This is a genomic window from Parvibacter caecicola, assembly GCF_003725335.1.
GTDB lineage: Bacteria > Actinomycetota > Coriobacteriia > Coriobacteriales > Eggerthellaceae > Parvibacter > Parvibacter caecicola.
In genome coordinates, this window is the sequence record NZ_QIBY01000004.1 from 72924 (window position 1) to 95215 (window position 22292).

The 22292-nt window shown below is 62.2% G+C and carries 17 protein-coding genes; 1 reads left to right on the forward strand and 16 read right to left on the reverse strand.

Going from position 1 to position 22292, the window contains the following annotated elements; genetic code table 11:
- Positions 1-84: 84 nt before the first annotated feature.
- The 4 genes from DMP11_RS04110 to DMP11_RS04120 all read right to left on the reverse strand — a co-directional run bounded on the left by DMP11_RS04110 (position 85) and on the right by DMP11_RS04120 (position 3063).
- Positions 85-849, reverse strand: coding sequence for an ABC transporter permease (locus tag DMP11_RS04110; RefSeq protein WP_123185237.1), 765 nt, complete (start codon positions 847-849; stop codon positions 85-87).
- Positions 850-1695 carry an ABC transporter ATP-binding protein gene (locus DMP11_RS04115; protein WP_123185238.1) on the reverse strand — a complete coding sequence of 282 codons (846 nt, stop codon included), beginning with the start codon at positions 1693-1695 and terminating at the stop codon, positions 850-852.
- Positions 1688-1855: a hypothetical protein gene (locus DMP11_RS10265; RefSeq protein WP_161555295.1), complete on the reverse strand. Its 168-nt coding sequence runs from the start codon at positions 1853-1855 to the stop codon at positions 1688-1690. The genes DMP11_RS04115 and DMP11_RS10265 overlap by 8 nt, the downstream gene beginning before the upstream one ends.
- A gap of 281 nt (positions 1856-2136) precedes the next feature.
- Positions 2137-3063: a LytTR family transcriptional regulator DNA-binding domain-containing protein gene (locus DMP11_RS04120; protein ID WP_123185239.1), complete on the reverse strand. Its 927-nt coding sequence runs from the start codon at positions 3061-3063 to the stop codon at positions 2137-2139.
- Positions 3064-3168: 105 nt separating this feature from the next.
- On the opposite strand from DMP11_RS04120, the gene DMP11_RS04125 reads away from it, so the two are divergent.
- Positions 3169-3915 (forward strand): hypothetical protein, encoded by a 747-nt coding sequence (locus tag DMP11_RS04125; RefSeq protein ID WP_123185240.1) that lies wholly within the window; start codon positions 3169-3171, stop codon positions 3913-3915.
- 123 nt (positions 3916-4038) lie between these two features.
- Here the strand turns inward: DMP11_RS04125 and glmM are convergent, their stop codons facing one another.
- The 12 genes from glmM to DMP11_RS04190 form a co-directional block, all read right to left on the reverse strand.
- Entirely contained in the window at positions 4039-5400 is a 1362-nt protein-coding gene (gene glmM, locus DMP11_RS04130; RefSeq protein ID WP_123185241.1) for a phosphoglucosamine mutase, read from the reverse strand.
- 246 nt (positions 5401-5646) lie between these two features.
- Positions 5647-6135, reverse strand: coding sequence for a phosphoribosyl-ATP pyrophosphatase (locus DMP11_RS04135; RefSeq protein WP_214647099.1), 489 nt, complete (start codon positions 6133-6135; stop codon positions 5647-5649).
- 65 nt (positions 6136-6200) lie between these two features.
- Positions 6201-10598: a DNA-directed RNA polymerase subunit beta' gene (locus tag DMP11_RS04140; RefSeq protein ID WP_123185242.1), complete on the reverse strand. Its 4398-nt coding sequence runs from the start codon at positions 10596-10598 to the stop codon at positions 6201-6203.
- Positions 10599-10601: 3 nt separating this feature from the next.
- Positions 10602-14132 carry a DNA-directed RNA polymerase subunit beta gene (gene rpoB, locus DMP11_RS04145; protein WP_123185243.1) on the reverse strand — a complete coding sequence of 1177 codons (3531 nt, stop codon included), beginning with the start codon at positions 14130-14132 and terminating at the stop codon, positions 10602-10604.
- Between the two features lie 213 nt (positions 14133-14345).
- A complete protein-coding gene (locus DMP11_RS04150) occupies positions 14346-15674 on the reverse strand; it encodes a DNA-binding protein (RefSeq protein ID WP_123185244.1) in 1329 nt (442 codons plus the stop codon).
- A gap of 624 nt (positions 15675-16298) precedes the next feature.
- The gene (locus DMP11_RS04160) at positions 16299-16838 is read right to left on the reverse strand and encodes a hypothetical protein (protein WP_123185246.1); all 540 of its coding nucleotides are present in this window, start codon (positions 16836-16838) and stop codon (positions 16299-16301) included.
- 131 nt (positions 16839-16969) lie between these two features.
- Positions 16970-17734 carry a twin-arginine translocation signal domain-containing protein gene (locus tag DMP11_RS04165; protein WP_211329068.1) on the reverse strand — a complete coding sequence of 255 codons (765 nt, stop codon included), beginning with the start codon at positions 17732-17734 and terminating at the stop codon, positions 16970-16972.
- Entirely contained in the window at positions 17727-18191 is a 465-nt protein-coding gene (locus DMP11_RS04170) for a hypothetical protein (protein WP_123185248.1), read from the reverse strand. Before DMP11_RS04170 ends, DMP11_RS04165 begins: the two co-directional genes overlap by 8 nt.
- 131 nt (positions 18192-18322) lie before the next feature.
- On the reverse strand, positions 18323-19477 hold the full coding sequence (locus DMP11_RS04175; RefSeq protein ID WP_123185249.1) for a sensor histidine kinase: 1155 nt from the start codon (positions 19475-19477) through the stop codon (positions 18323-18325).
- Complete coding sequence (locus tag DMP11_RS04180; RefSeq protein ID WP_161555296.1) at positions 19474-20172, reverse strand: response regulator transcription factor; 699 nt, start codon at positions 20170-20172, stop codon at positions 19474-19476. The genes DMP11_RS04175 and DMP11_RS04180 overlap by 4 nt, the downstream gene beginning before the upstream one ends.
- 493 nt (positions 20173-20665) lie before the next feature.
- Positions 20666-21427, reverse strand: coding sequence for a TorD/DmsD family molecular chaperone (locus tag DMP11_RS04185; protein WP_123185251.1), 762 nt, complete (start codon positions 21425-21427; stop codon positions 20666-20668).
- A 3-nt stretch (positions 21428-21430) separates the two neighbouring features.
- Positions 21431-22276: a hypothetical protein gene (locus tag DMP11_RS04190; protein ID WP_123185252.1), complete on the reverse strand. Its 846-nt coding sequence runs from the start codon at positions 22274-22276 to the stop codon at positions 21431-21433.
- Between the last annotated feature and the right edge of the window lie 16 nt (positions 22277-22292).

Below are 22292 nucleotides of genomic sequence, written 5' to 3' on the forward strand. Positions count from 1 at the left end.
CATCACCTCGGAAGGTTTGGCCCCATGAGCGAAGCCACGCTGGAAGCCTTGGCCCCGCGAATGACCACTCAAGCTCCAAATCAGCTAGTTGTCCCGCAGCAGGCGCTTGTACAGCAAGCTGAAGCACAGGGCGCTGAGCGCGATCCACACAACGGTGGTGGCCAGCGGCACCATAGCGCCGGCGGTGGTGAGCGTGCCGTTGACGGCCATATGCAGCAGCGCGTCCATGCCGCCGGTGGGGGCGAAGCGCACTACGTTGCTGATGTCCGACGAATAGCTGCCGAAGATGGGCGCCAGCGCCAGCAGCAAAATGGGCACACTGTAAAGACCGGCGGTCATCTGGTCACGGGAAGCGAGCCCCGCCACCAGCGACAGCAAGATGATGGCGATGGCCCCCAAGATGCCGAAGCCCACATAGGGCAAGAACAGGGAGAACGGCGCGCCGGAAACCAGGAAGCACAGAATCTCGGTGGCCACCGTCACCAGCAGGGCCAAAATCCCCTTCGCCAGCACAATCTGGTTGGCGGTGACATTGGCAAGCATCAGGGTGCGCAGGGTGTGCTTCTCCTTTTCCTCGGCGATGCCGTACACCAGCGACATCGATGCCCCCATGCCGATGGACATGCACAGCCCCATCGACAGCACCACATAGGTGACGGCGCTGGCTACAACGGGGGTGGCGCTCTCATCCCGCAGGGCCGATCCCAAATCCATGTCCCCCAGGAAGAACCGGTAGAACAGGGCGAAACCTACCGGCAGGGCCACGCACAGCACCATGGTGGGGTTCTTCGCCAAATCGGCGGCGTCCTTCCCCAAAAGGGCGCCCAATTTGCGCAAAAACGGGCTCATCTAAAACTCCCTTCCCGTCAGTTCCAAAAACACTTCCTCAAGGTTCGGCTCGTCGGAGTGCACCGACAGCACCTCGTTCTCGGCGAACAGCTGCTCCAGCTGCTGCGCGCTTTCCCGGCTCTTGCTCAACTCCAGGCGCCCGCGGGTGCGGGTGCGCACGGTGAGGCGGTTGCGAGCATAGCGCAGTTTCAGCTCTTCCGGCTGATCGCAGGCCACAATGGCGCCGTCGTTGATGATGGCCACCCGCTGGCACACCGTTTCCGCCTCGGCCATGTCGTGGGTGGTGAGAAACACCGTGGTGCCCCGCTGCCGCAGCTCCGCCAGCATCTTGTGCACTTCGGCACGGGCCGCCGGATCCAGGCCGCTGGTGGGTTCGTCCAAAAACAGCAGTTCCGGCTGATGCACTAGCGCCGCCCCTAAAGCCGCCCGCTGCCGCATGCCCTTCGAGCAGTTTTTGATGAGAGTCTTGGCGTCTTTGGCCAGCCCCAGCCGCTCCAGCAGGTAGGGCACCCGCCCGCGGCTGATGCCCCGCAACCGGGCGTAGAGGGCCAGGTTGTCCGCGATGGACATGCGGTCGTACAGGGCGCTGGTGTCCGACAAGATGCCGATGCGCTCGTAGTCGGCGGCGGTGGCGTTTTCGATGGGGCGCCCCAGCAGGCTGATGCGGCCGCTGTCGCGGGTGAGCTGGCGGGTGAGCAGCTTGATGGTGGTGGTTTTACCGGCGCCCGACGGCCCCAGGAAGCCGAAGGCCTCGCCGCGAGGCACGCTGAAGGTGAGCCCGTCCAGCACCCGCTTGGGGCCGAAGGACAGATCCACCGCCTCCATGGAAAGCACGGTGCTACTCATGGCCCAGCTCCCCTGCCGCTTCCAGAGCGCCCAAGCGCTCGTTCACCTTCGCCAAATCACGCCGGTGCACTTGCTGAAGATGCACCGTCGCCGCGGCGATGAGCACGAATGCAAGCGCAAGCGCCATCACCAGGATGTTCAGAGCGTGAGCGGTAATCATAAGGGGCCTCCCTCTTCTCTTGGCGCCCCCTCCCAAGGGCGGCGCCGACGAACTGACGGGGCCCATGATGGAGGCGCCGGTCCGCGACGGCAACGGGTTTCGCCCGAGAAGAGCAACGGGTGCATGAGAGGAGCAGGGGGGCGCATGAATGGAGCACGATGCGCCGGCGACAGGTTGCGCACGGCGGATTGCGGCTTTAACGGGTTGCGGCTGGAGCTGCGCGCAGACTGCGGCAGACGCGGATTGCGGACGCCGCCCCCGACGGGCCGCGCCCGGACACGCTACTTCCAGCCGAAGCGCTCGCGCATCTCCTCGGCCCGTCCCTTGGAAAGCGGCAGCGAGCTGCGGTTCGCGTCCGAGAGCACCAAGTTGAAGGTGTTGCGGGTAAACCGCTCTACCCGCAACACTTTCTGCACGTTCACGATGAAAGAGCGGTGGCAACGGAAAAATCCGAAGCGGGACAGCTGCTCGTCCAGCTGGTCCATGGAAAGGGCGGTGGGGTACAGCTCGCCGCGTACCGATGCGTAGTTCACCCGGTTGGCGCTTTCGATGAAGTCGATTTCCCGCGGGTCCAGCAGCAGGGTGGCCGTGCCGGCCCGCACCGCTATCTTGCACACCCGCACCTCATCGGGCACCGGGCCGTCGTCCGGCTCCTCCTCTTCCACTTGGGCGGGGAGGAGCCGCCCCTCCTCTTCCCAGTAGGCGCTGCCGGGCATCAGCAGCGCTTCCCGCAAGGGCTGGCCCACCGTCACGAACACGGTGCCCGCCTCAAAGCGCTCGGCAATCCACGCCAGCACCAGCGAGCGGGATTCGGGAGATAGATCGGCCAGGGGGCGCTCGCAGAAGCACAGCTCCGGCGAGAACAGGCTCATGCGGGCGAAGGCCAGAAGTGCTTTCTGCTCTGCCGAAAGGCGCGACACCAGCGTGCGGCTATGGTCCCGCAGGCCGAAGTGATCGAGCGCCCGCTCCCCCTCCGCCGGCGGCATTTGGGCCAAACGGGCGAAGAACCGCAAGTAGGAGCGCACCGTGTCACGATCGAAACCGCCGTCCTCCTCAAGGAAGTACGCTGCGCGCCGAGCCCCTTGCGCCTGCTGCAGCGCCCGTCGCGCCCGCCGTCCGCACTCCCGCGAACATTCCAGATGAAGGCTGCGGCCCCCTTGCACCGCTTCCCTCTCAACCAGCGCTTCCACTGTTGCGCACTCCGCCACTGCTTCCCCTTTCGCACCGCGGGCCCTGCCCCGACGCACCGTCCGCTTCTTTTGTGGGCTCTATTATAATGGAGCCCACTGGGAACATTCGAAGGAGCACCAACCATGCAAACCACAACGGCACGCGCTTTAGGCGCCTGCACACTGCGGGACATCGGCTGCGCCCTGCGCAACCCCACGTCCATAGCCTGCATGGCTGTTGCCTTGGTGTTCAGCGCATTCTACGGCCAATTCTGGAGTGCCGATATCCAGCAAGGCACGGCGCTTTCTGCCTTTATCGTCGCCTTTGTCTCCGCTATCCCCGTACTTGAGGCAGGCGGCGTTATAACCCTTTTCGCCACCAGCGAAGAAGTGGCCCACAACAGTTATGGGGCTATTCTGCGCACCGGCAGCTCGCTGCGGGCCATCGTTGCAGGAAAGCTGATTGCCGGATGGCTATTCGGCTGCGTTCTAGGAGTGCTGTGCTTTTGGGTGGCCGGCGTGGGCGGCCCGCGCCTTGCGCCCATCGCGGCGGTTTTCGCCGTGGGCAGCCTCCCCTTCCTCGCGTTCTCCAGCGGGTTCGGGCTCGTTTCAAAAGACCAGATGCACACCAACTTTTGGGCCTGGCCGCTGGCGCTCTCGGCACTGCTGGCCCTGCTGGGCACCTTGGGGCCCGAGGTGAGCTTTCTCATGTACCTAAGCCCACTGGGGCTTCAGGTGGCCGAATGCGTTGCCGTTGCGGGCCCCGGACTTGAGCAGCTGTATCTGCTGCAGCCGGCGCTCATCGCCAGCTGGTGCGCCTGGATGGCGGCCAGCGTCTTCTGCCTGCGTCGCTGCATGGCGAAGTGGCGTCAGCAAAACCCGGGCGTTTAGCGCCGGCCTTCCCGAACCGCCAAAGCGGGCTGCTCTTGACCGCATGTCCGCAAAGCAAAAGGCCCGGCGCGTGCCGGGCCTTTCTTGTTGAAACACATTTGGCTGAAGTGCGTTCGGGAGCGCTTAGGCCCCTACCACCTCGGCAATGGCTTGGGCACATTCGCGGGCCAAATCGGCGTCCAGCGCCTCCACCATCACGCGCACCACCGGTTCGGTGCCGGAGGGGCGCAGAAGCACGCGGCCGTTGTCGCCCAGCTTCTCCTCGGCAGCCGCCACTGCCGCCACCACGTCGGGGCGGGCAGCCACGCCCTCCTTGTCAGCCACGCGCACGTTGATGAGCTCCTGCGGGAAGCGGGTCATCACCGCGCAGGCGTCCGCCACCGCCTTGCCGCTGCGCTTGATGGCAGCCAAAAACTGCACGGCGGTCATCAGGCCGTCACCAGTGGAGTTGTGCTCCAGCAAAATCATGTGGCCCGACTGCTCGCCGCCGATGGAGTAGCCCTTGTCGCGCATCTCCTCCAGCACATAGCGGTCGCCCACCTTGGTTTGCACCACGTCGATGCCGGCATCGCGCATGGCGTGCACGAAGCCGAGGTTGCACATCACGGTGGACACGGCGGTGTTGCCGGAAAGCACGCCGCGCTCCTTCATGTCCAACGCGCACACCGCCTCGATCATGTCGCCGTCGATCTCGTCCCCTTCGGCGGTCATCAGCATCACACGATCGGCGTCGCCGTCATGGGCGATGCCCACGTCGGCCCCCACTTCCGCCACCAGGGCGCGCAGCGGTTCCAGGTGGGTAGAGCCGCACTTCACGTTGATGTCCATGCCGTCGAAATCATCGTTAATCACCATTACCTCGGCGCCCAAGCGGCGCAGCGCCTCAGGGCTGGTGAGCGAGCTGGCACCATGGCCGGTGTCCAGTGCGATCTTCATGCCCTCGAAGGAAATGCCCTGCGCTTGGATGCTGCTCACCGCATGGTTGATGTAAATCTCGCAGCCCTGCTCCACCGGGATGGCGAAGCCCAGATCGTTGCCGGTGGGCATGGCGGCCTCTTCGCCCGCCGCCACCTGGCGCTCCACCATGGCCTCCAAGCCGCCGGCAGTGATGAACTCCTCGATGCGGTCTTCCAGCTCGTCCGGCAGCTTAAAGCCCTTGGCGTCGAACAGTTTGATGCCGTTGTACTCGGGCGGGTTATGGGAGGCAGAAATGACGGCGCCGCCAGCCGCCCCCAGTTCGCGCACCAGAAGCGCCACGCCGGGCGTAGGAATCACGCCGGCCAGAAGCGCGGTGCCGCCGGCGCTGGCGATGCCGGCCACCAGGGCCGATTCCAGCATGTCGCCGGAAAGGCGGGTGTCCTTGCCCACCACAAGGGTCTTGCCCAGAAACACCACGGCCGCCTGCCCCAGGCGATAGGCCAAAGGCGCCGTCAGCTCGGCGTTCGCCACACCGCGTACGCCGTCGGTTCCAAACAGTCTTGCCATTTCAGGCCTCTCTCTCAATTCCTGCCAGTTTCCACTCGGACGTCCGTCCGTTCTTTTTCGTAGGGCCGAGATTCTATCTCGGCCTGAAACCGCCGCATCGGGGTTGTAGCTTAGGCAGAGATAGAATCTCTGCCCTACGAAATCCGGATAGCAACCCCGCACCATCCGGACAACCCCGCACCACCGAACAGTGCCCGCGCCACGCGGGCAGCCCCCGCACCATCCGGGCAATCCCCGCGCTTTCCGCTAACGACGGCGGACGTACTCGTCTTTCAAGCGGATGGCGCCTTCGGGGCGCTCCTGCTCGGTCATGCGGTTGTTCAGTTCGGCGGCGAACTCCTCCAGCCCCACGCCGTAGCGCTCAAGCACTACCAACAGATGGTAAACCACGTCGGCCGCTTCATAGCGCAGATGGTCCACCGCCTGCCCATATTCGGCGGGCAACTGAACGTCCACGGCATCTGGCTGCGCGCCGCGGGCGGCATCGAAGCCCAGCGCTGCCGCCACAGAAGACGTAGCCCAGCCCTCCACGTCCTTTGCCGCCAGAGCCACCTCGCCGGCCTCTTCCATCAGTTTTTTCAACGGCGCGTCCACGCTGCCGACGAGCAGTCGGTGGGTGTAGCTTTCCTCCCCCGCTTCCCGGCGCGCGGCGATAGTGGCCGCCAGCGCCTCCATCGTGGCGCCGATCTGCGAAGCCGGCGCCACCTCCCCTTCGGGGATATAGGTCTTGTCCACCGCAAGTCCTTTCAAACAAGAAGGGGACGCGGATGCCGCGTCCCCTTGGCTTTCGGGCTTATCGCCTAATCCTCGTCGTCCTCGTCGTCGGAGGGGCTGGGGCTCATCACGCCGAAGCCGAAGTTGCCCACCGAACCCAGCAGAGCGTCCAGCTCTTCCAGGTTGCGCTGATAAGAGCGAGGCGGCAGAGCCTCGCCCAGCATCTCCTCGTTGTCGAGGTTGTAGCTGGGAGTTTCCGAACCGCCGATGAGAATGGTGTCATCTGGCGAGAACACCATATCCAGCAGCTGGGACATGTCGTCGGAAGTGGCGGTGAGGTCATCCTCGATGATGCGCAGCAGGTCGTGCTCCTCAAGGCCCTCCTTCAGCTCTTCGATGGCCTTCACGCCAATGCCCTCGATGCGCAGCAGGTCCTCCTCGGTGTGGCCCACCAAATCAGCAACAGTCTCAATGCCCGCCTCGGAGAACTTGTTGGCCCAACGCTGAGACACGTGCAGGTCATCGTAGATGTAGAGACGAGCCTGTTCATCGGAGAGGGTGAAACCGCGATGCCCGATGGGGAACGCGCTGTAGAACCCGCCGAACGAGCCAGCAGTGTTGAAGTAACCATCGGCGTCCAGCGACCAATCCTGGGGCTGCGGCAGCAGCTCTTCAATTTCTCGCAGGGCATCCGGAGCATACTCAGGCAGCGTCTCGTTGGTAACCTTCTCCACCGGGCGACCCTTGTAGGTGAGACGCACGTCGCGGTAACGCTGCAGACCGGTACCAGCCGGAATGGGCTTGCCGATGATGACGTTTTCCTTCAGGCCGGCCAAATGATCGGTCTTGCCCTCGATGGCGGCATCGGTGAGCACCTTGGTGGTCTCCTGGAATGACGCGGCCGACAGCCACGAATCGGTGGCCAGCGAGGCCTTGGTGATGCCCAGCAGCAGCGGCTGGCCCACCGGAGGCTCCTTGCCCTCGGCGATCAGCTGGTTTGCTATCTTCTCGAACTCGAAGCGGTTCACCTGGCGGCCCGGCAGGAAGTCGGAGTCGCCCGCCTCCAGCACCGCCACCTTGCGCAGCATCTGGCGCGCAATCACTTCGATGTGCTTGTCGTTGATGTCCACGCCCTGGCTGACGTACACGCCCTGCACCTCGCCCACGATGTAGCGCAGCGTGGTGTTGGGGTCGGTCAGACGCAGCAGGTCGTGGGGGTTCACCGAACCGCGGGTGAGCTGCTGGCCCACCGTCACTTCGCAACCGTCGGTCACGCCCGGCAGCATCTGGGCGCGGGCGGAAACCAAGTACTCGCGGTAGTTGCCCTCTTGGTCGTGGATGGTGATGGTCTTGGAGTTCTTGTCACCGGTGATCTGCATGGTACCGGAAATCTCGGCCACCACAGCCTGACCCTTGGGCTTGCGAGCCTCGAACAACTCTTGCACGCGGGGCAGGCCATGGGTGATGTCCTCGCCGGCAACGCCGCCGGTGTGGAACGTGCGCATGGTGAGCTGGGTGCCGGGCTCGCCGATGGACTGGGCGGCAATGATGCCCACCGCTGTGCCGATGTTCACCGGACGGCCGGTGGCCAGGTCCCAGCCGTAGCACTTCTGGCACACGCCGTGGTCAGCATGGCAGGTCATGATGGTGCGGATGACCACTTCCTCCACGCCGTTGGCCTCCAGCATGCGCAGGTCGTCCAGCGAGCGGATGTAGTCCTCGGTCTCCATCAGAATCTCGCCGTCACCGTTCACCACCGGCTCCAGCAGGCAGCGGCCGATCAAGTTCTCGTCCAGCTCGCCCTTGGCGGTGTGGATGGGATAGTTCACGCCCTCGGTGGTGCCACAGTCGATCTCGCGGATGATTACGTCCTGGGCCACGTCCACCAGACGGCGGGTGAGGTAACCGGAGTCGGCGGTACGCAGGGCGGTGTCGGCCAGGCCCTTGCGGGCGCCGTGGGTGGAGATGAAGTACTCCAACACCGACAGACCCTCGCGGAAGTTCGCCTTAATGGGACGGTCGATAATCTCGCCCTTCGGGTCGGACATAAGGCCGCGCATACCGGCCAGCTGGCGAATCTGCTTGATGTTACCACGGGCGCCGGAGAATGCCATCATGTAGATGGGGTTGAACTTGTCGAAGTTCTCGGCCATGGCCTCGCCCACCTCTTCATTGGCGAGGTTCCAGATGTCCACTACCTGCTTGTGGCGCTCTTCGTTGGACATGAGGCCCATCTCGTAGTCCTCATCGATGGCGGAAACCTTCGCGTCCGCCTCGGCCAGGATCTCGCCCTTGTTCGGGGGCACCGTGGCGTCGTACACCGAAACGGTGACGCCGGCGCGGGTGGCGTAGTGGAAGCCGGCATCCTTCAAACCGTCCAGGATGGGGGGCACTTCCGACAGCGCGTAGCTGTTGGTGACGTCCTCCACCAGGCGGCTGATCTCCTTCTTGTTCATCTCGTAGTTCAAGAAGGGGTAATTGTCCGGCAGCACGTTGTTGAACACGATGCGGCCCACGGTGGTTTGGATGCGCTCACCGGCCGCATGATCCTCGAACTGGCCGAAGGCGGTGGCCACACGGGTGTCCTCAGAGAGGCGCACGAAGATCTTGGCCTGCAGGTCCAAATCGGCGCGGGCGTCGTAGGCGTTCAGGGCGTCGGCGAAGTCGATGAACACGCGGCCCTCGCCGGGGAAGCCGTCGCGAGCGGCGGTGAGGTAGTACAGGCCGATGATCATGTCCTGGGTGGGCACAGTGAGCGGGCGGCCATGGGCCGGTGACTTGATGTTGTTGGAAGACAGCATCAGCACGCGGGCCTCGGCCTGCGCTTCGGCGCCCAACGGCACGTGCACGGCCATCTGGTCGCCGTCGAAGTCGGCGTTGAAAGCGGTGCACACCAGCGGGTGCAGACGGATGGCCTTGCCCTCCACCAGCACCGGCTCGAAGGCCTGGATGCCCAGACGGTGCAGGGTGGGTGCGCGGTTCAGCAGCACCGGATGCTCGGCGATAACCTCTTCCAGCACGTCCCACACATAGCTGGCACCGCGGTCAACGGCGCGCTTGGCGGCCTTGATGTTGGCGGCGTACTCCAGCTCTACCAGGCGCTTCATCACAAACGGGCGGAACAGTTCCAGCGCCATCTGGCTGGGCAGGCCGCACTGGTGCAGCTTCAGCTGCGGGCCCACCACGATAACCGAACGGCCGGAGTAGTCCACGCGCTTGCCCAGCAGGTTCTGGCGGAAGCGGCCCTGCTTGCCCTTCAGCATGTCGGAGAGCGACTTCAGCGGACGGTTGCCAGGGCCAGTGACGGGGCGGCCGCGGCGGCCGTTGTCGAACAGGCTGTCCACCGCCTCCTGCAGCATGCGCTTCTCGTTGTTCACGATGATTTCCGGAGCGCCCAGGTCCAGCAGGCGCTTCAGGCGGTTGTTGCGATTGATCACGCGACGGTACAGGTCGTTCAGGTCGGAAGTGGCGAAGCGGCCGCCGTCCAGCTGCACCATGGGGCGCAAATCGGGCGGGATGACCGGAATCACGTCCAGGATCATGTCGGAGGGCTTGTTGTCCGACTTCATGAACGCGTCCACCACTTTCAGACGCTTGATGGCCTTGGCGCGCTTCTGGCCCTTGCCGTTGTCTATGATGTCGCGCAGCTCTTCGGACACCTTCTCCAGGTCCATATCGTCCAGCAAATCGCGCACCGCCTCGGCGCCCATGCCGCCCTTGAAGTAGTCGCGGTAGCAGGAGCGCATCTCGCGGTACAGGGCCTCATCGGGCACCAGCTGGCGCGGCACGATCTTCATGAAGGCGTCGAAGGCGTCCTGGCGCAGCGCCTTGCGCTCGTTGAACTCCTCGTAGATGTCGGCAATCTCTTCTTCCACCTCTTCGGGGGTGAGGCGCTCTTCGTCGCCCAGATCGTCCACGAACTCGTCCTCTTCGGGCTGGTAGGCCTCGGACAGGCGGCGGGTGGCCTCGATCAGGCGGTCGCGCTCGGCGTCCAGCTCCTCAAGGTCGGCCGCCAGCTCGTCGCGCAGCTCTTCCTCGTCCTCTTCGCGGGCCTCGGCGTCAACCCAGGTGACGATGGAGCTGGCGAAGTACAGCACCTTTTCCAGCTCTTTCGGCGGAATGTCCAGCAAATAGCCCAAGCGCGACGGACTGCCCTTAAAGTACCAAATGTGGCTCACCGGGGCGGCCAGCTCGATGTGGCCCATGCGCTCGCGGCGCACCTTGGAGCGGGTAACTTCCACACCGCAGCGCTCGCACACGATGCCCTTGAAGCGCACCCGCTTGTACTTGCCGCAGGCGCACTCCCAGTCTTTGGTGGGGCCGAAGATCTTCTCGCAGTACAGGCCGTCTTTTTCCGGCTTCAGGGTGCGGTAGTTGATGGTTTCCGGCTTCTTCACTTCGCCGCGGGACCAGCTGCGCACGTCCTCGGCGCTGGCCAGCGAGATGCGCATGCCGTCGAAGTTGTTCACGTCGAATTCAGTCATGCTTTAGGCCTCCTCTCCACCAATCAGATCGTCCAGATCGTCGTTACGGTTGAAATCGCTCATCAAATCTCCCAGTTCAGCGGCGATGTCGTCGATGGCGCTGGCGGTCTCGTCTTCCTGGCCGCGGGAATCGGCGGCCAAGGCCTCGTAGAGGGCCTGGTCAACGGTCACGTCTTCGTCATCCTCGTTGATAACCTGGTCTCCGTGGCCCTCCAACTCGATGTTCAGGCACAGAGACTTCATTTCCTTCACCAGCACCTTGAACGACTCGGGCACTTCGGGGGCGGGGATGTTCTCGCCCTTCACGATGGCCTCGTAACTCTTCACGCGGCCGGCAGTATCGTCGGACTTCACGGTGAGGATTTCCTGCAGCACGTTGGAGGCGCCGTAGGCGTACAGCGCCCACACTTCCATCTCGCCGAAGCGCTGGCCGCCGAACTGCGCCTTGCCGCCCAGCGGCTGCTGGGTGATCAGGCTGTAGGGGCCGGTGGAGCGGGCGTGGATCTTGTCGTCCACCATGTGGCCCAGCTTAAGCATGTAGGTTTGGCCCACGGTGATGGGTTCGCGGAACTTCTCGCCGGTGCGGCCGTCGTAGAGCCAGGTTTTGCCGGTGCGGGACAGCTGCGGCACGAACTCGTCGCGGGCCTTGTCGCCGTACTTGGCATGGTGGATGTTGATCAGATTGCGGTTGGCGCGCTCGATGCAGTCGGAAATCTCTTCCTCGTTGGCGCCGTCGAACACGGGGGTGGCCACGTAGATGGGGCCCTCCACCACCTCGTTGGAGTTGTCCTCATCGGCCCAGCCCCACTTCGCAGCCCAGCCCAGGTGGTTCTCCAGCAGCTGGCCCACGTTCATACGGGAAGGCACGCCCAGGGGGTTCAGGATGACGTCGATGGGGGTGCCGTCGGCCAGGTAGGGCATGTCCTCAACGGGCAGCACCTTCGAGATAACGCCCTTGTTGCCGTGGCGGCCGGACAGCTTGTCGCCCTGCTGCACCTTGCGCTTCTGGGCAACGTACACGCGCACCAGCTCGTTCACACCGGGGGCCAGCTCGTCGCCATTCTCGCGGCTGAAGCGGTTGATGCCGATCACGCGGCCGCCGGCGCCGTGGGGCACCTTCAAGCTGGTGTCGCGCACCTCGCGAGCCTTCTCGCCGAAGATGGCGCGCAGCAGGCGCTCCTCGGCGGTCAGCTCGGTTTCGCCCTTGGGGGTCACCTTGCCCACCAGCACGTCGCCGGGGAACACCTCGGCTCCGATGCGGATGATGCCGTCGGCGTCCAGGTCGGAGATCATGTCCTCGGACATATTGGGGATCTCGCGAGTGATCTCCTCGGGGCCCAGCTTGGTGTCGCGGGCGTCCACCTCGTACTCGGAGATGTGGATGGAGGTCAGCAGGTCCTCGGACACCACGCGCTCGGAAACGATGATGGCGTCCTCGTAGTTGTAGCCTTCCCAGGGCATGTAGGCGATCATGAGGTTCTGGCCCAGCGCCAGCTCGCCGCCATTGCAGGAGGGGCCGTCGGCCAACACGTCGCCCACTTCTACCTCGTCACCCTTGCGCACCAGCGGCCGGTGGTTGATGCAGCCGGACTGGTTGGAGCGCTGGAACTTGGGGATCAGGTACTCGTCGTACTCGCCGTCGTTGTTCAGGATGATGATGGTCTGGCCGTCCACGTAGTCCACCACGCCGGCGCGCTGGGCCACCAGGATCTCGCCGGAGTCAACGGCGATACGGTGCTCGATGCCGGTGCCCACCAGCGGCGCCGAGGGGCGCAGCAGCGGCACGGCCTGGCGCTGCATGTTCGAGCCCATGAGGGCGCGGTTGGCGTCGTCGTGCTCCAGGAAGGGGATGAGCGAGGTGGCCACGGAGGTCATCTGGCGCGGCGACACGTCCATGTAGTTCACCTGCATGGGGTCCACTTCGTCCGGCTCGCCGAAGTCGCCGTCGGCGTTCTTGGTGCGGCACAGCACGCGGGCCGACTTGTGGAACACGCCGTCGGCGTCGCGGTAGCCGAACTCGCGGGTTTCCGGATCGAACAGGTCGTTGGCCTGGGCGATAACGTAGTTCTCTTCCTCGTCGGCGGTCAGGTAGTCCACCTCGTCGGTAACCTTGCCGTCCACCACGCGGCGGTACGGGGTTTCGATGAAGCCGTAGGGGTTCAGGCGGCCGTAGGTGGCCAGCGAACCGATAAGGCCGATGTTGGGGCCTTCAGGCGTCTCGATGGGGCACATGCGGCCGTAGTGGGAGGTGTGCACGTCGCGCACCTCGAAGCCGGCGCGCTCGCGGGACAGACCGCCCGGGCCCAGGGCCGACAGGCGGCGCTTGTGGGTGATGCCCGCGGCGGGGTTGGTCTGGTCCATGAACTGCGACAACTGCGAAGAGCCAAAGAACTCCTTGATGGCGGCCACGATGGGGCGGATGTTCACCAGGCTCTGCGGGGTGATCTCATCCGGCTCCTGCATGGACATGCGCTCGCGCACCACGCGCTCCATGCGGGACAGGCCGATGCGGAACTGGTTCTGGATTAGCTCGCCCACGTTGCGGATGCGGCGGTTGCCGAAGTGGTCGATGTCGTCGGTGGTGAAGCCCTCGTCCCCCTCGTGCAGGGCGATGATGTAGCGCATGGTGGCTACGATGTCGTCGTCGGTGAGGGTGGAGCAGTCGTGGGTTTCAGGGTCGAAGCCCAGCTTCTTATCGATCTTGTAGCGGCCCACCTTCGCCAAATCGTAGCGCTGGGGGTTGAAGAACAGGCCCTCCAGCAGGGTACGGGCGGAGTCGATGGTGGGGGGCTCGCCGGGACGGAAGCGCTTGTACAGTTCGATCAGCGACTCTTCCTTGGTGGTGGCGGGGTCGCGGTCCAGCGTGCGCAGCACCATCTCGGAGGAGCCCAAAAGCTCGATGATCTCTTCGCGGGTCTCGGCCAGGCCAAGGGCGCGCACCAGCAGGGTGGCCGGCTGCTTGCGCTTGCGGTCGATGCGCACGGAAAGCAGGTCGCGCTTGTCGGTTTCAAACTCCAGCCAGGCGCCGCGGGAGGGGATCACCTTCGAGGAGTAGATGGTTTTGTCGGAGGTTTTGTCGCGCTCGGCGGAGAAGTACACGCCGGGGCTGCGCACCAGCTGGGACACCACAACGCGCTCGGTGCCGTTGATGATGAAGGTGCCGCGCGGGGTCATGAGCGGGAAGTCGCCCATGAACACGTCCTGCTCCTTGATTTCGCCCGTTTCACGATTGATGAAACGGATTTCAACGAACAGCGGCGCCTGGTAAGAGACGTCTTTCTCTTTGCACTCGTCAACGGTATACTTGGGCTCGCCGAATTCATGGCGACCGAACTCAACAGCCATATCCTTGGTGCTGTTTTCGATCGGGCTCATGTCGGCGAAGGCTTGCGCCAGGCCTTCTTCCTTGAACCAACGGAAGCTTTCCGTCTGGATGGCGATAAGATTGGGCACGTCCATGACGTCCGGAATCTTCGCAAAGCTTCTGCGGTCCCTATAAAGGCTGGTGGGAGCGGTGGTTTTTCCTTGGGCCACGAGGCTGATCCTCCTTCACGAGCATCGCAAATTTGCAAAAAAACGCAATTTGCTACCTTATTACGCAGGAAGCACGCCGTCAAGAAAATTTTTTACAAATAATGGTGAATTCGTGGTTATTTGCCTTCAGGCGCCATGAACGCCCCGCAAAACCAGAGTTTTTCCCTCAGTGATTTTTTGCAGGCGCACTCACCCGCGCCACCCACGGGCCCCCTACCCGCAAAGCTCCGCCACCGCGGCAATTCGCCGCTCGATGCCTTCTCTCAGGTACTCCAGGCGCCAGCGGGACAAGTTGCCCTCCTCCAGCACCTCGCAGGCCTCATCGGGAAAACCGTCGAGAGAAGAAAGATCAAGCCAGTCGAGCGTAGAGGCGTACATCAGCTGTCTGTTGGGACGGGCATCAAATGGGCGGGAGGCATAAGAGTAATCACCTCGGGCCACCTCCCCCTCGTCCTTGTCGTACCAAAGACTGTTCCCCGTATCGAACAGGGGTGCAAACCTCCAACTTAGATTGTCGATGTCGCGAATGAGGCCAAAGTTGCGCAAGTGGCGATCGGTGTTCGCCATGATTCCGTCGCATACGATCATCTTCGAGAGAAAGCGCTCTGTCTCCTTCTCGGCAATGCCCAGCTGCCGGCAGAGGCGCACCACGTTGTCGTACGCCGTCTCCCCTGGCCGCTTTCCTTCCGATTCCGCTACCAAATTGAAGGGCACGTATTCTTCGCGCTCGCCCACGAAGCAGGAACAGCTGCTCGCCACGCCAAGCTTACCGAGATTGACCACCTCGTAGGACACGTACTCCCCTTCGCGCAAAAGGCGCCCATGGAGAAGCGTCGCCACCCTTTCATTGAAAACCTGCTGATCGGTCCAGGGCACGTGCCCCTTCAGCAGAATCCGCAAAGGCCCCTCGCAAAGCCAGCGCTTCGGAAGCACTCCTTCGGAGGTGTTGTCGGGAGAAGAGAGGCCCACTTCCCCAAGCCACTCGTCCCAGCCTTGACGGGAATCGCCAAACGGGTTCCGGAAGTAATTGACGTCCTCCCAGTTCACTTCCTGCGACACGGGGCACACCCAATACTGATCGGAAAGAGACAGCCCCAAGTTGCGAAACGGAATCTGGGACGGGTCATCGAGGCCGAGCCGGCGCAGCTTTTCGTCCATGCCACTGCGAGATTCCGGAATGGACCGGTGATCCCACCATTGTCGGAGGCCATCCGCCCGGCCACGGCCGTTGCGAGTCACCGTGCCCAAAGGAGCGCGCAGGGCATCCCGCACCTTCCCAGGGGCGAAAGAGCCGTCGCTTTCCCGGTAAGAGAACTCCATCGCCTCGTACGGGCCGTTCATGAGCATATACGTTTCGCCGGAAAGCGGGCGGCCGCGGCGCGGCGGACGCCCCAGCGCCGCCTGCACGGAAGCCGCATCCACGAACCAGCGCCCGTTAAGCTTCTCCGCGCTCAGCGAGCCCGAACGTATGCGCTTATGCACCGCCTGATCGGAAACGCTCAGCAGCTGGGCCGCTTCGCGAATGCTCATTTTTTCGGACATCACTACCCCCTTTTGAACCTTTTTTCATAATAAAGGTTCAAAAGTAGAAAATAAAGGTTTAAAAGCAAGCGTTAAAGGTTTAAACAGGTTACAGTGAAAAGAAGAAAGCGCGAACAACGGCTTTTCGGGCTCCGGGAAAAGGAAGGGGGCCGCACATGGCGACCCCCTGATGGCTCCACTGGGGAACCAATCTTTAGCGCATAATGCCTACAGAGGCGCGAGCGGGAGCAGCAGCGTAAAAAGCAGCGGGGTAAGGATTTGGGCGGTAATTATGGTCAACCAAATCACTACCAACACCACGAATACCGCCCGAAGCCACTTTCGCGCAGACGTGACCACCCTCTTAATGTCGCGCAGCAATATCGTATTGTCGGTCGCTTCTCTCTCTTCTTCCGCTCTTGCAAAAAATCCTACACCCCCAACGGCGTTACGTTCCCCTTCATCCCTCTTCAATGAAGTTAATTTACCGCCTCCTCGTGTTCCGGTAAATTAAAAACAAAAGCACAATCACAACCACAATAAGAATAAATGGTATTCCTACAGTACAGAAAAGAACAGTCAGCTCTGGGGTACCCATTCCAAGTATTTTCATTACACCCCTTCCGAAAAATACCAGCCAGCTTCTTACATAGTAGTCACGCGTATAGCCTTTCCACCCGACACCCCGAATTCAGCATAGACAGATACTCCCTGGTTTAAGCCAATATAGTTCTGCATAACAGCCGTATAGTACAAAGCCATCGTCCGCCCATTATCGAGAATCGTTTTATTATAATGCAGCTGCGTTGCTGAGCTTGCACCCCCATATAAACCTGCAGTGTACAAGCTCGTAATCCTATTCGCAGAAGAGACCTCATAACTGGCATAGGCAGTGATGTAGTCAGGCTGCCCGAACAGAAAAACCATTTCCGATTGGATGGAGCCAGTAACGCGAGAAAGAGGAACCGGAGAATTGCCAGGGGTTAAGCCATACTCCACCTCGCAACCCTGGATCCTTGCCTTCATTTCCGCTTCAGCCCATAGCTGCGCAGCTGTTTTCGCTATCGGCTCACTACCAATTACGGCATAAGCATCCTGGCTTTCAAAGCACTGCAACGCCGACACCCCCAGCACTCCAGCTACCGCAATCACCAGGTCTCTGCGTGTCATCATTTTTTCTTCCATGATTCTCCCTTCTCGAAAAGAACCTTGAGCCGCTCCCCTCCTCATCAGGCAACGCGCCAACAACAGCGAGGAGCACGTAAACACAGGAATGGGGGTGCACTTAACTACACTCCCGAAGAAACCGATTCGGGCTAAATCATCCCAAAGGGCTCGTAGCTTCCGCCGCCGTAATAGAGGATATGTTCACCTATCTGATTACCACAGAGGTCGAACACTGGAATAGCCTCTGAGGTCTCTTCACAATACAAGACAGAAGCCTCGTCGGGAGAGCGGGGCGGTTCGGTACGGATATCGCCGAGCCTCACAAACCCCTTTTCACCCTCTTCGGTAACCGCTGAAACAAGATCGGGCTCTTTGCCCACGTACGCCGCTGACAGAAGGGATCCGTACGTCAGCCCCATTTCGTTTACTGGATATTCCTCAATTGCGAATTTTGGAATCGACCGGCCAACATTGGGCGTCCTGGTAATAACCTTGGATGTGTAGTCCTTTCCGTTCCATCCATAAAGCCTACCCTGGGCGTAGAAATACCCTCCGACAGGCGTGTAAAGCTTATTGGTCGAAACATTGAAGTACTGAGTGCTTGTGGAGCAATACGACTCCTTAGATGTTTGCCGAACACCTCCGGAATCAAAGGTGGCAACGTAAGCTCCAAGCCATCCGCTGCTCACTACGCTCGACGCACTTGTAATCGCCCATCCTGTTACCGCGCTGCCGTCCCCGTTGCCCACCATGCATTTTCCGTAATAAGTCTTTCCACCGGCTGAAAGCGATGTCTGCGATCCATATGCACTACCCGCATGGGCCACGCCAGGACGCAACAACGTTCCGCATCCTGCAATAACAGTCAGCGCAGCTGCGCCAACAAAGCTCCTCCGAGAAATATAATTATCCATCAGATTCATCCTCCTGCTTCTTTATTTCGACACCCTCGATGGTATGCGTCCCAATGACCTCCATCGTTTCGGCGTCATAGACATCAACCGAGAAACCTTTCTCATAGCGTTCCGTAATCTGCGCCGCTTCTTCTAGGGTTTTTGGATCTTCCCCAAAATCCCGCTCAAATGCATACCCAACTGATCCGTCATCCGCGACCACAGCCACAAGATCCGGAGTAGTAATGCGCCTGTAGTCCTGCCATTCCTCGTTGGTTTCGGGGTAGCCGAACTCCTTGATGTATCTTTCCTGGACGAATTCATCGCTTCCGGACCCATACGAATACCCGGCATCGTTAACGGGGAAATAGTCGTGGCTTGTCTTTTCTGCGGAAGAACAGCCGACGAGAAAAACGGCCAAAAGGACCGCTGCGCACCAAAGCGCCAATCGGCTAAACGGCATTGCCACCACCTCCATCTCGACGGTTGAAAACCGTGGCGGTTAAAGTTGCCTTAGCTTCGAAACTGGCCTCATAATACTATGGATGAACGGGACATATTCGCAGGTCAAACGATTATGGCATTTCTTTGGCATTTTGCCGTTTGCGCCTATAGGCGCAGGGTGACACGGGTGATACTGCCCACCACTTCCATGGTTATCTCGCCGCCCATCAGCTCGGCGTACTCCCGCGAAACGGCGAGGCCTATACCCGTGCTTCCGTTTTCCCCTTTGTAGAAGCGATCGAACGCATGGGCCAACTCGTCCGGCGACGGCGGTTGACCGTCGTTTTCCACCACCAGCTCTATCTCGCCTTTCAACACTCGGCCCTCGGCCACCCGCACGAAGCCCTCCGCATGGCGCACAGCATTTCCCAGCATATTGCGAACTACGGTAGCGGTCATCGATTCGTCGCAGGGGCGCAGCAGCGGCCGCGGCAGCCGCACATCCAACGCAACGCTCTTTTCTCGACAGGCGTCCTCCACCATGCGCGCTTCGTCGTAAACAATCTCCCGCACCTCCCACATGCCCAGCACCGGCTGCTTCAACCCGGAATCAGCGCGACTTATCTTCAGAATGCCGTCCACCGTGTCAGCCATCCTGTCCGATGCTTTGATGATGCGCGGCAGCGCGAAATCCCCGGCGACTGCCCCCGTCTGGACCCCTTCCGCATAGCCCCTGATAGCCATGAGCGGGGTTTTCAGCTCGTGCGAGGCGTTGGCAAACGACGACTCCAAAGCTGCATCGACGCGATCGCGCCCGAGCACATAGCGCCGATACCCCAAGCGAAAGCCCAACAACACCACGAACGCCAGCAAGGCCGCAACGGCGCAGGCAAACCGGGCCACCGAGTGGGCGAAGGTGGTGTCCACGAACAGCAGCTGCGCCTTGCCGGCCACAACGTCCCGGTCCGTCACCAGGTAATAACCGTCCGACCCCCATGCGGAGAAGTGGAACACCTGGTTGCCCACCGCGTCTTCATCCAGCATCCTGTTCCCCCGGTAATGAGCAGCCAGAAAATCATCGAAGAAGTAGTCGTGGGGGTAGTGCCACTCATGGACAATGGTCATGGTCTGAACCGGAAGAGACGGCCGGTGAATAGGCATTGCGTTCGCATCATAGTCGCGCAGCGCAGAACTGGCGGCTGCGCCGATCACCGCCCCCGAAGCCAAAAGCGCCGCCAAGAACACACCCAGGGAAACGGCCAGCGTTGATACCGTCACCTTCACGTAGCTCCACCAGGGGCGATAGGCGAAAGGGCTCATTTCTCCCTCGCCTTCAGAACGTACCCGAACCCCCAGATGCTCTCCAGCGCCACAGTGGATCCAAGCTCGACCAGCTTCATACGCACGCGGCGGTTGGTCTCGTCCACCACGCGGCTTCCCTGCTCCTTCAAGCCCCACACCCGCTCAAGAGCCCCCTCACGCGACACCGGTGCATCGAAGTTTTCCATCATGAGCCGCAGGTAGCTGCGCTCCAGCGGGGTGAGGGCCAGCGGCCGCGACCCCACAAAAAACAACTTGCCGCCGGCTTCCGAGCGGAGGTTGCCGCACTGCAGGTCCTTCGCGAGCGGGCTTGAAGGCCTTTCTTCTGTGCTCAGTCGCGCCCGGGAGAGCAGGGCGTGCACCTTGCCCCGCAGAAGAATGGGGCGGAAAGGCTTGCCGATATAGTCGTCGGCTCCCCGGGAAAAGCCGCAGACGCAATCTTCCTCTTCGTTTTTCGCAGTGAGCATGATCACCGGCACGTCCGACACGGCCCGCAGGCGCTTGAGAATTTCCAAGCCGTCCGCCCCTGGCATCATTACGTCCAAAATTACCAGGTCGCAAGGGTTTTGCAGGAACGCCCCCAACAAGGCTTCGCCGCACTCAAAGCACTCAACCGCATGGCCATCCAGAGCTAGATACCCCTTGACCAGGGCACGGGCATCGAAGTCATCGTCGGCGAAATACACCAGCCCCATGCGCCCTCCCCTCTCTCGGTTTTCAGCTGCGGTCCCACACGCCGTCCGGCCGGGCCACGGACGCACCTCGCACCGCGCATGCCCGATGGCCACCCTGACCCAACTTTGGGAGAGAGTATACAGGGCGGCGGACCGCGCAGGAAGAATCACCTGCTCAAATTGGCAATTCTTTGGCATTTCCCCTTCCACCCCGATGGCGACGGAGCTGCCTGTGCCAGATTTCGACAGGCAGACCGCCCCATAGCAGAAATAGGGGCCTATTTCTGCCAACGCAGCATACGGACCACTCCCTGCGCCGCTCGATGGCGGAAATAGGCGCCTATTTCCGCCAAGGCAGCGCAAAAGAGGCGGCCCGGGAGTTGGAGGGGTCCGGGCCGCAGCATCAGGGGTATGTCGATGGTGGCGAAAGGGGTTCTGCTCCTCGCCGGGCCGAGGTTCGGCCGAGGCGGGCAGCCTGCCCCTCGCGGGGCGGGAGCCGGACCAGAAGGAGCGGCTATTCCTCGCCGGGGAGGGGTTCGGCCAGAAGGTCCTGCAAGAACTGCAGGTCGGTGGCGATAAATCCCAGGGTAAGATGGGAAAGCCCCAGGTAGAACTTCGTTTTGGCGAAGCGCTGCATGTCGGCCGCCAGCATGGGGTACCAGCCCATCAAATGCTCGTCCAGGAAATCGGCGGCGCCCTGCAAAATCTTGCGGGCCTCTTCCCCGTTGCCCTCCGCCAGCGCAGCGGCGGCGCGGTTGCCCATAATGGACTCGAACAGCAGCTCCAGGGAAATGTGGTCCTCCCCTTCGCGCCAGTTGGGGTCCTTATCCACCGACCACACGTGGTAGGTATGCATCACCTCGCGGCGCGCCTCTTCCATCATCAGGCGCTTGGGGCTGGTGTACACCGACTCATAAGGGTACGCGGCCGAGTAGCCGTCCACCCCCTGCCCCAAAAAGCAGCGGGCGAAATCCACCTTCAGCTCCCGTACCGACTCGCTCCACAGGTTGGAGAGGAACGTACTTATATATAAGTAGCCTTTGTCAATGTCCGCGTCGCCGGTATCGGCCGGGTACAGGGAGTCGTGCATGTCCGCCAGCAGCTGCTGGTCCACTTCCTTGTGGAACAGGCGGGACAGCAACAGGTAGGTGCCGCTGCGGGCCTCAAGCATCGCCGCCAGCTCGGCGCCGGCGTCGGCCGCCTGGGCCTCGTCCAGCTCCGCGTCCAGCGGGGCCTCCGCCAGATCTTCGGGGGTAAGGTTCTCGAACTCTGCCATGGGTTACTCCTCCCCCTCGTCGATGCCGCGAACGTCCGCCAGCAGCTCCTCAAGCGCCCGCCGCCCCAGGGCAGTGGTGCTCCAATTGCCCGCCCACACGGTGGCGCCGCAATCCTCCAGCTTCTTGAGGAAGGAGGTGCAATGGCGCATGGGGTTGCGGGACAGGGGGCTCTTGTTCACCAGCACGTCCACATCCCCCACCGAACGGCCGCCGTCCTCGGCGCAGAAAACCAGCACCGACTTGTACACCGGCAGGTACTTCTCCTCGGCGGCGAACAGCGCCTGCAGACGGCCCCACGGATCGTCGGCGGCCACGTAGGCAGCGCCCTCCGGCGTGATCACCCAGTACACTTCGCGGTACGGCCCCGGCTTGTAGAAGCGCACGCCGTCCTCTTCCACGATCTCCGGCTGGGCCTCTTCTCCCTCTACCCAGGGCTGCCCCGCTTCGTCCACCTTGGCGATGGCGCCGGCTTCTTCCAGAAGCAGCGAGAAATCGTAGCCCTGGTACACCGAACGGTCGAACTCCTGCAGCCACTCTACCTCGGCCTTCAGGGCATCGGCCCGCTGCGGCTGGGACACAAAGTCCAAAATGCCCAGCAGAACCCGGCGACGGGTGGCGAAGCGCTCGAACAGGTTGGCGATGCGCTGCTCTGCCGGCAGATCGGCATCGATGGAGCGGCGGCGAATCTGGGCGCCGGCGGTGGGGCCCAACTGCCCCGCGTCTTCGGCGAAGTCCTCGTCCTCCTCCCCGTCGGCCACGAACTCGTCGGCGGGAACATCCTCCAACGGGTTGTAATCAAGATCTTCGAAGTCGTCGTCAAACCCAACTTCGCGGTTGGCGTCGGTCATCAACCTTCCCCCTCTC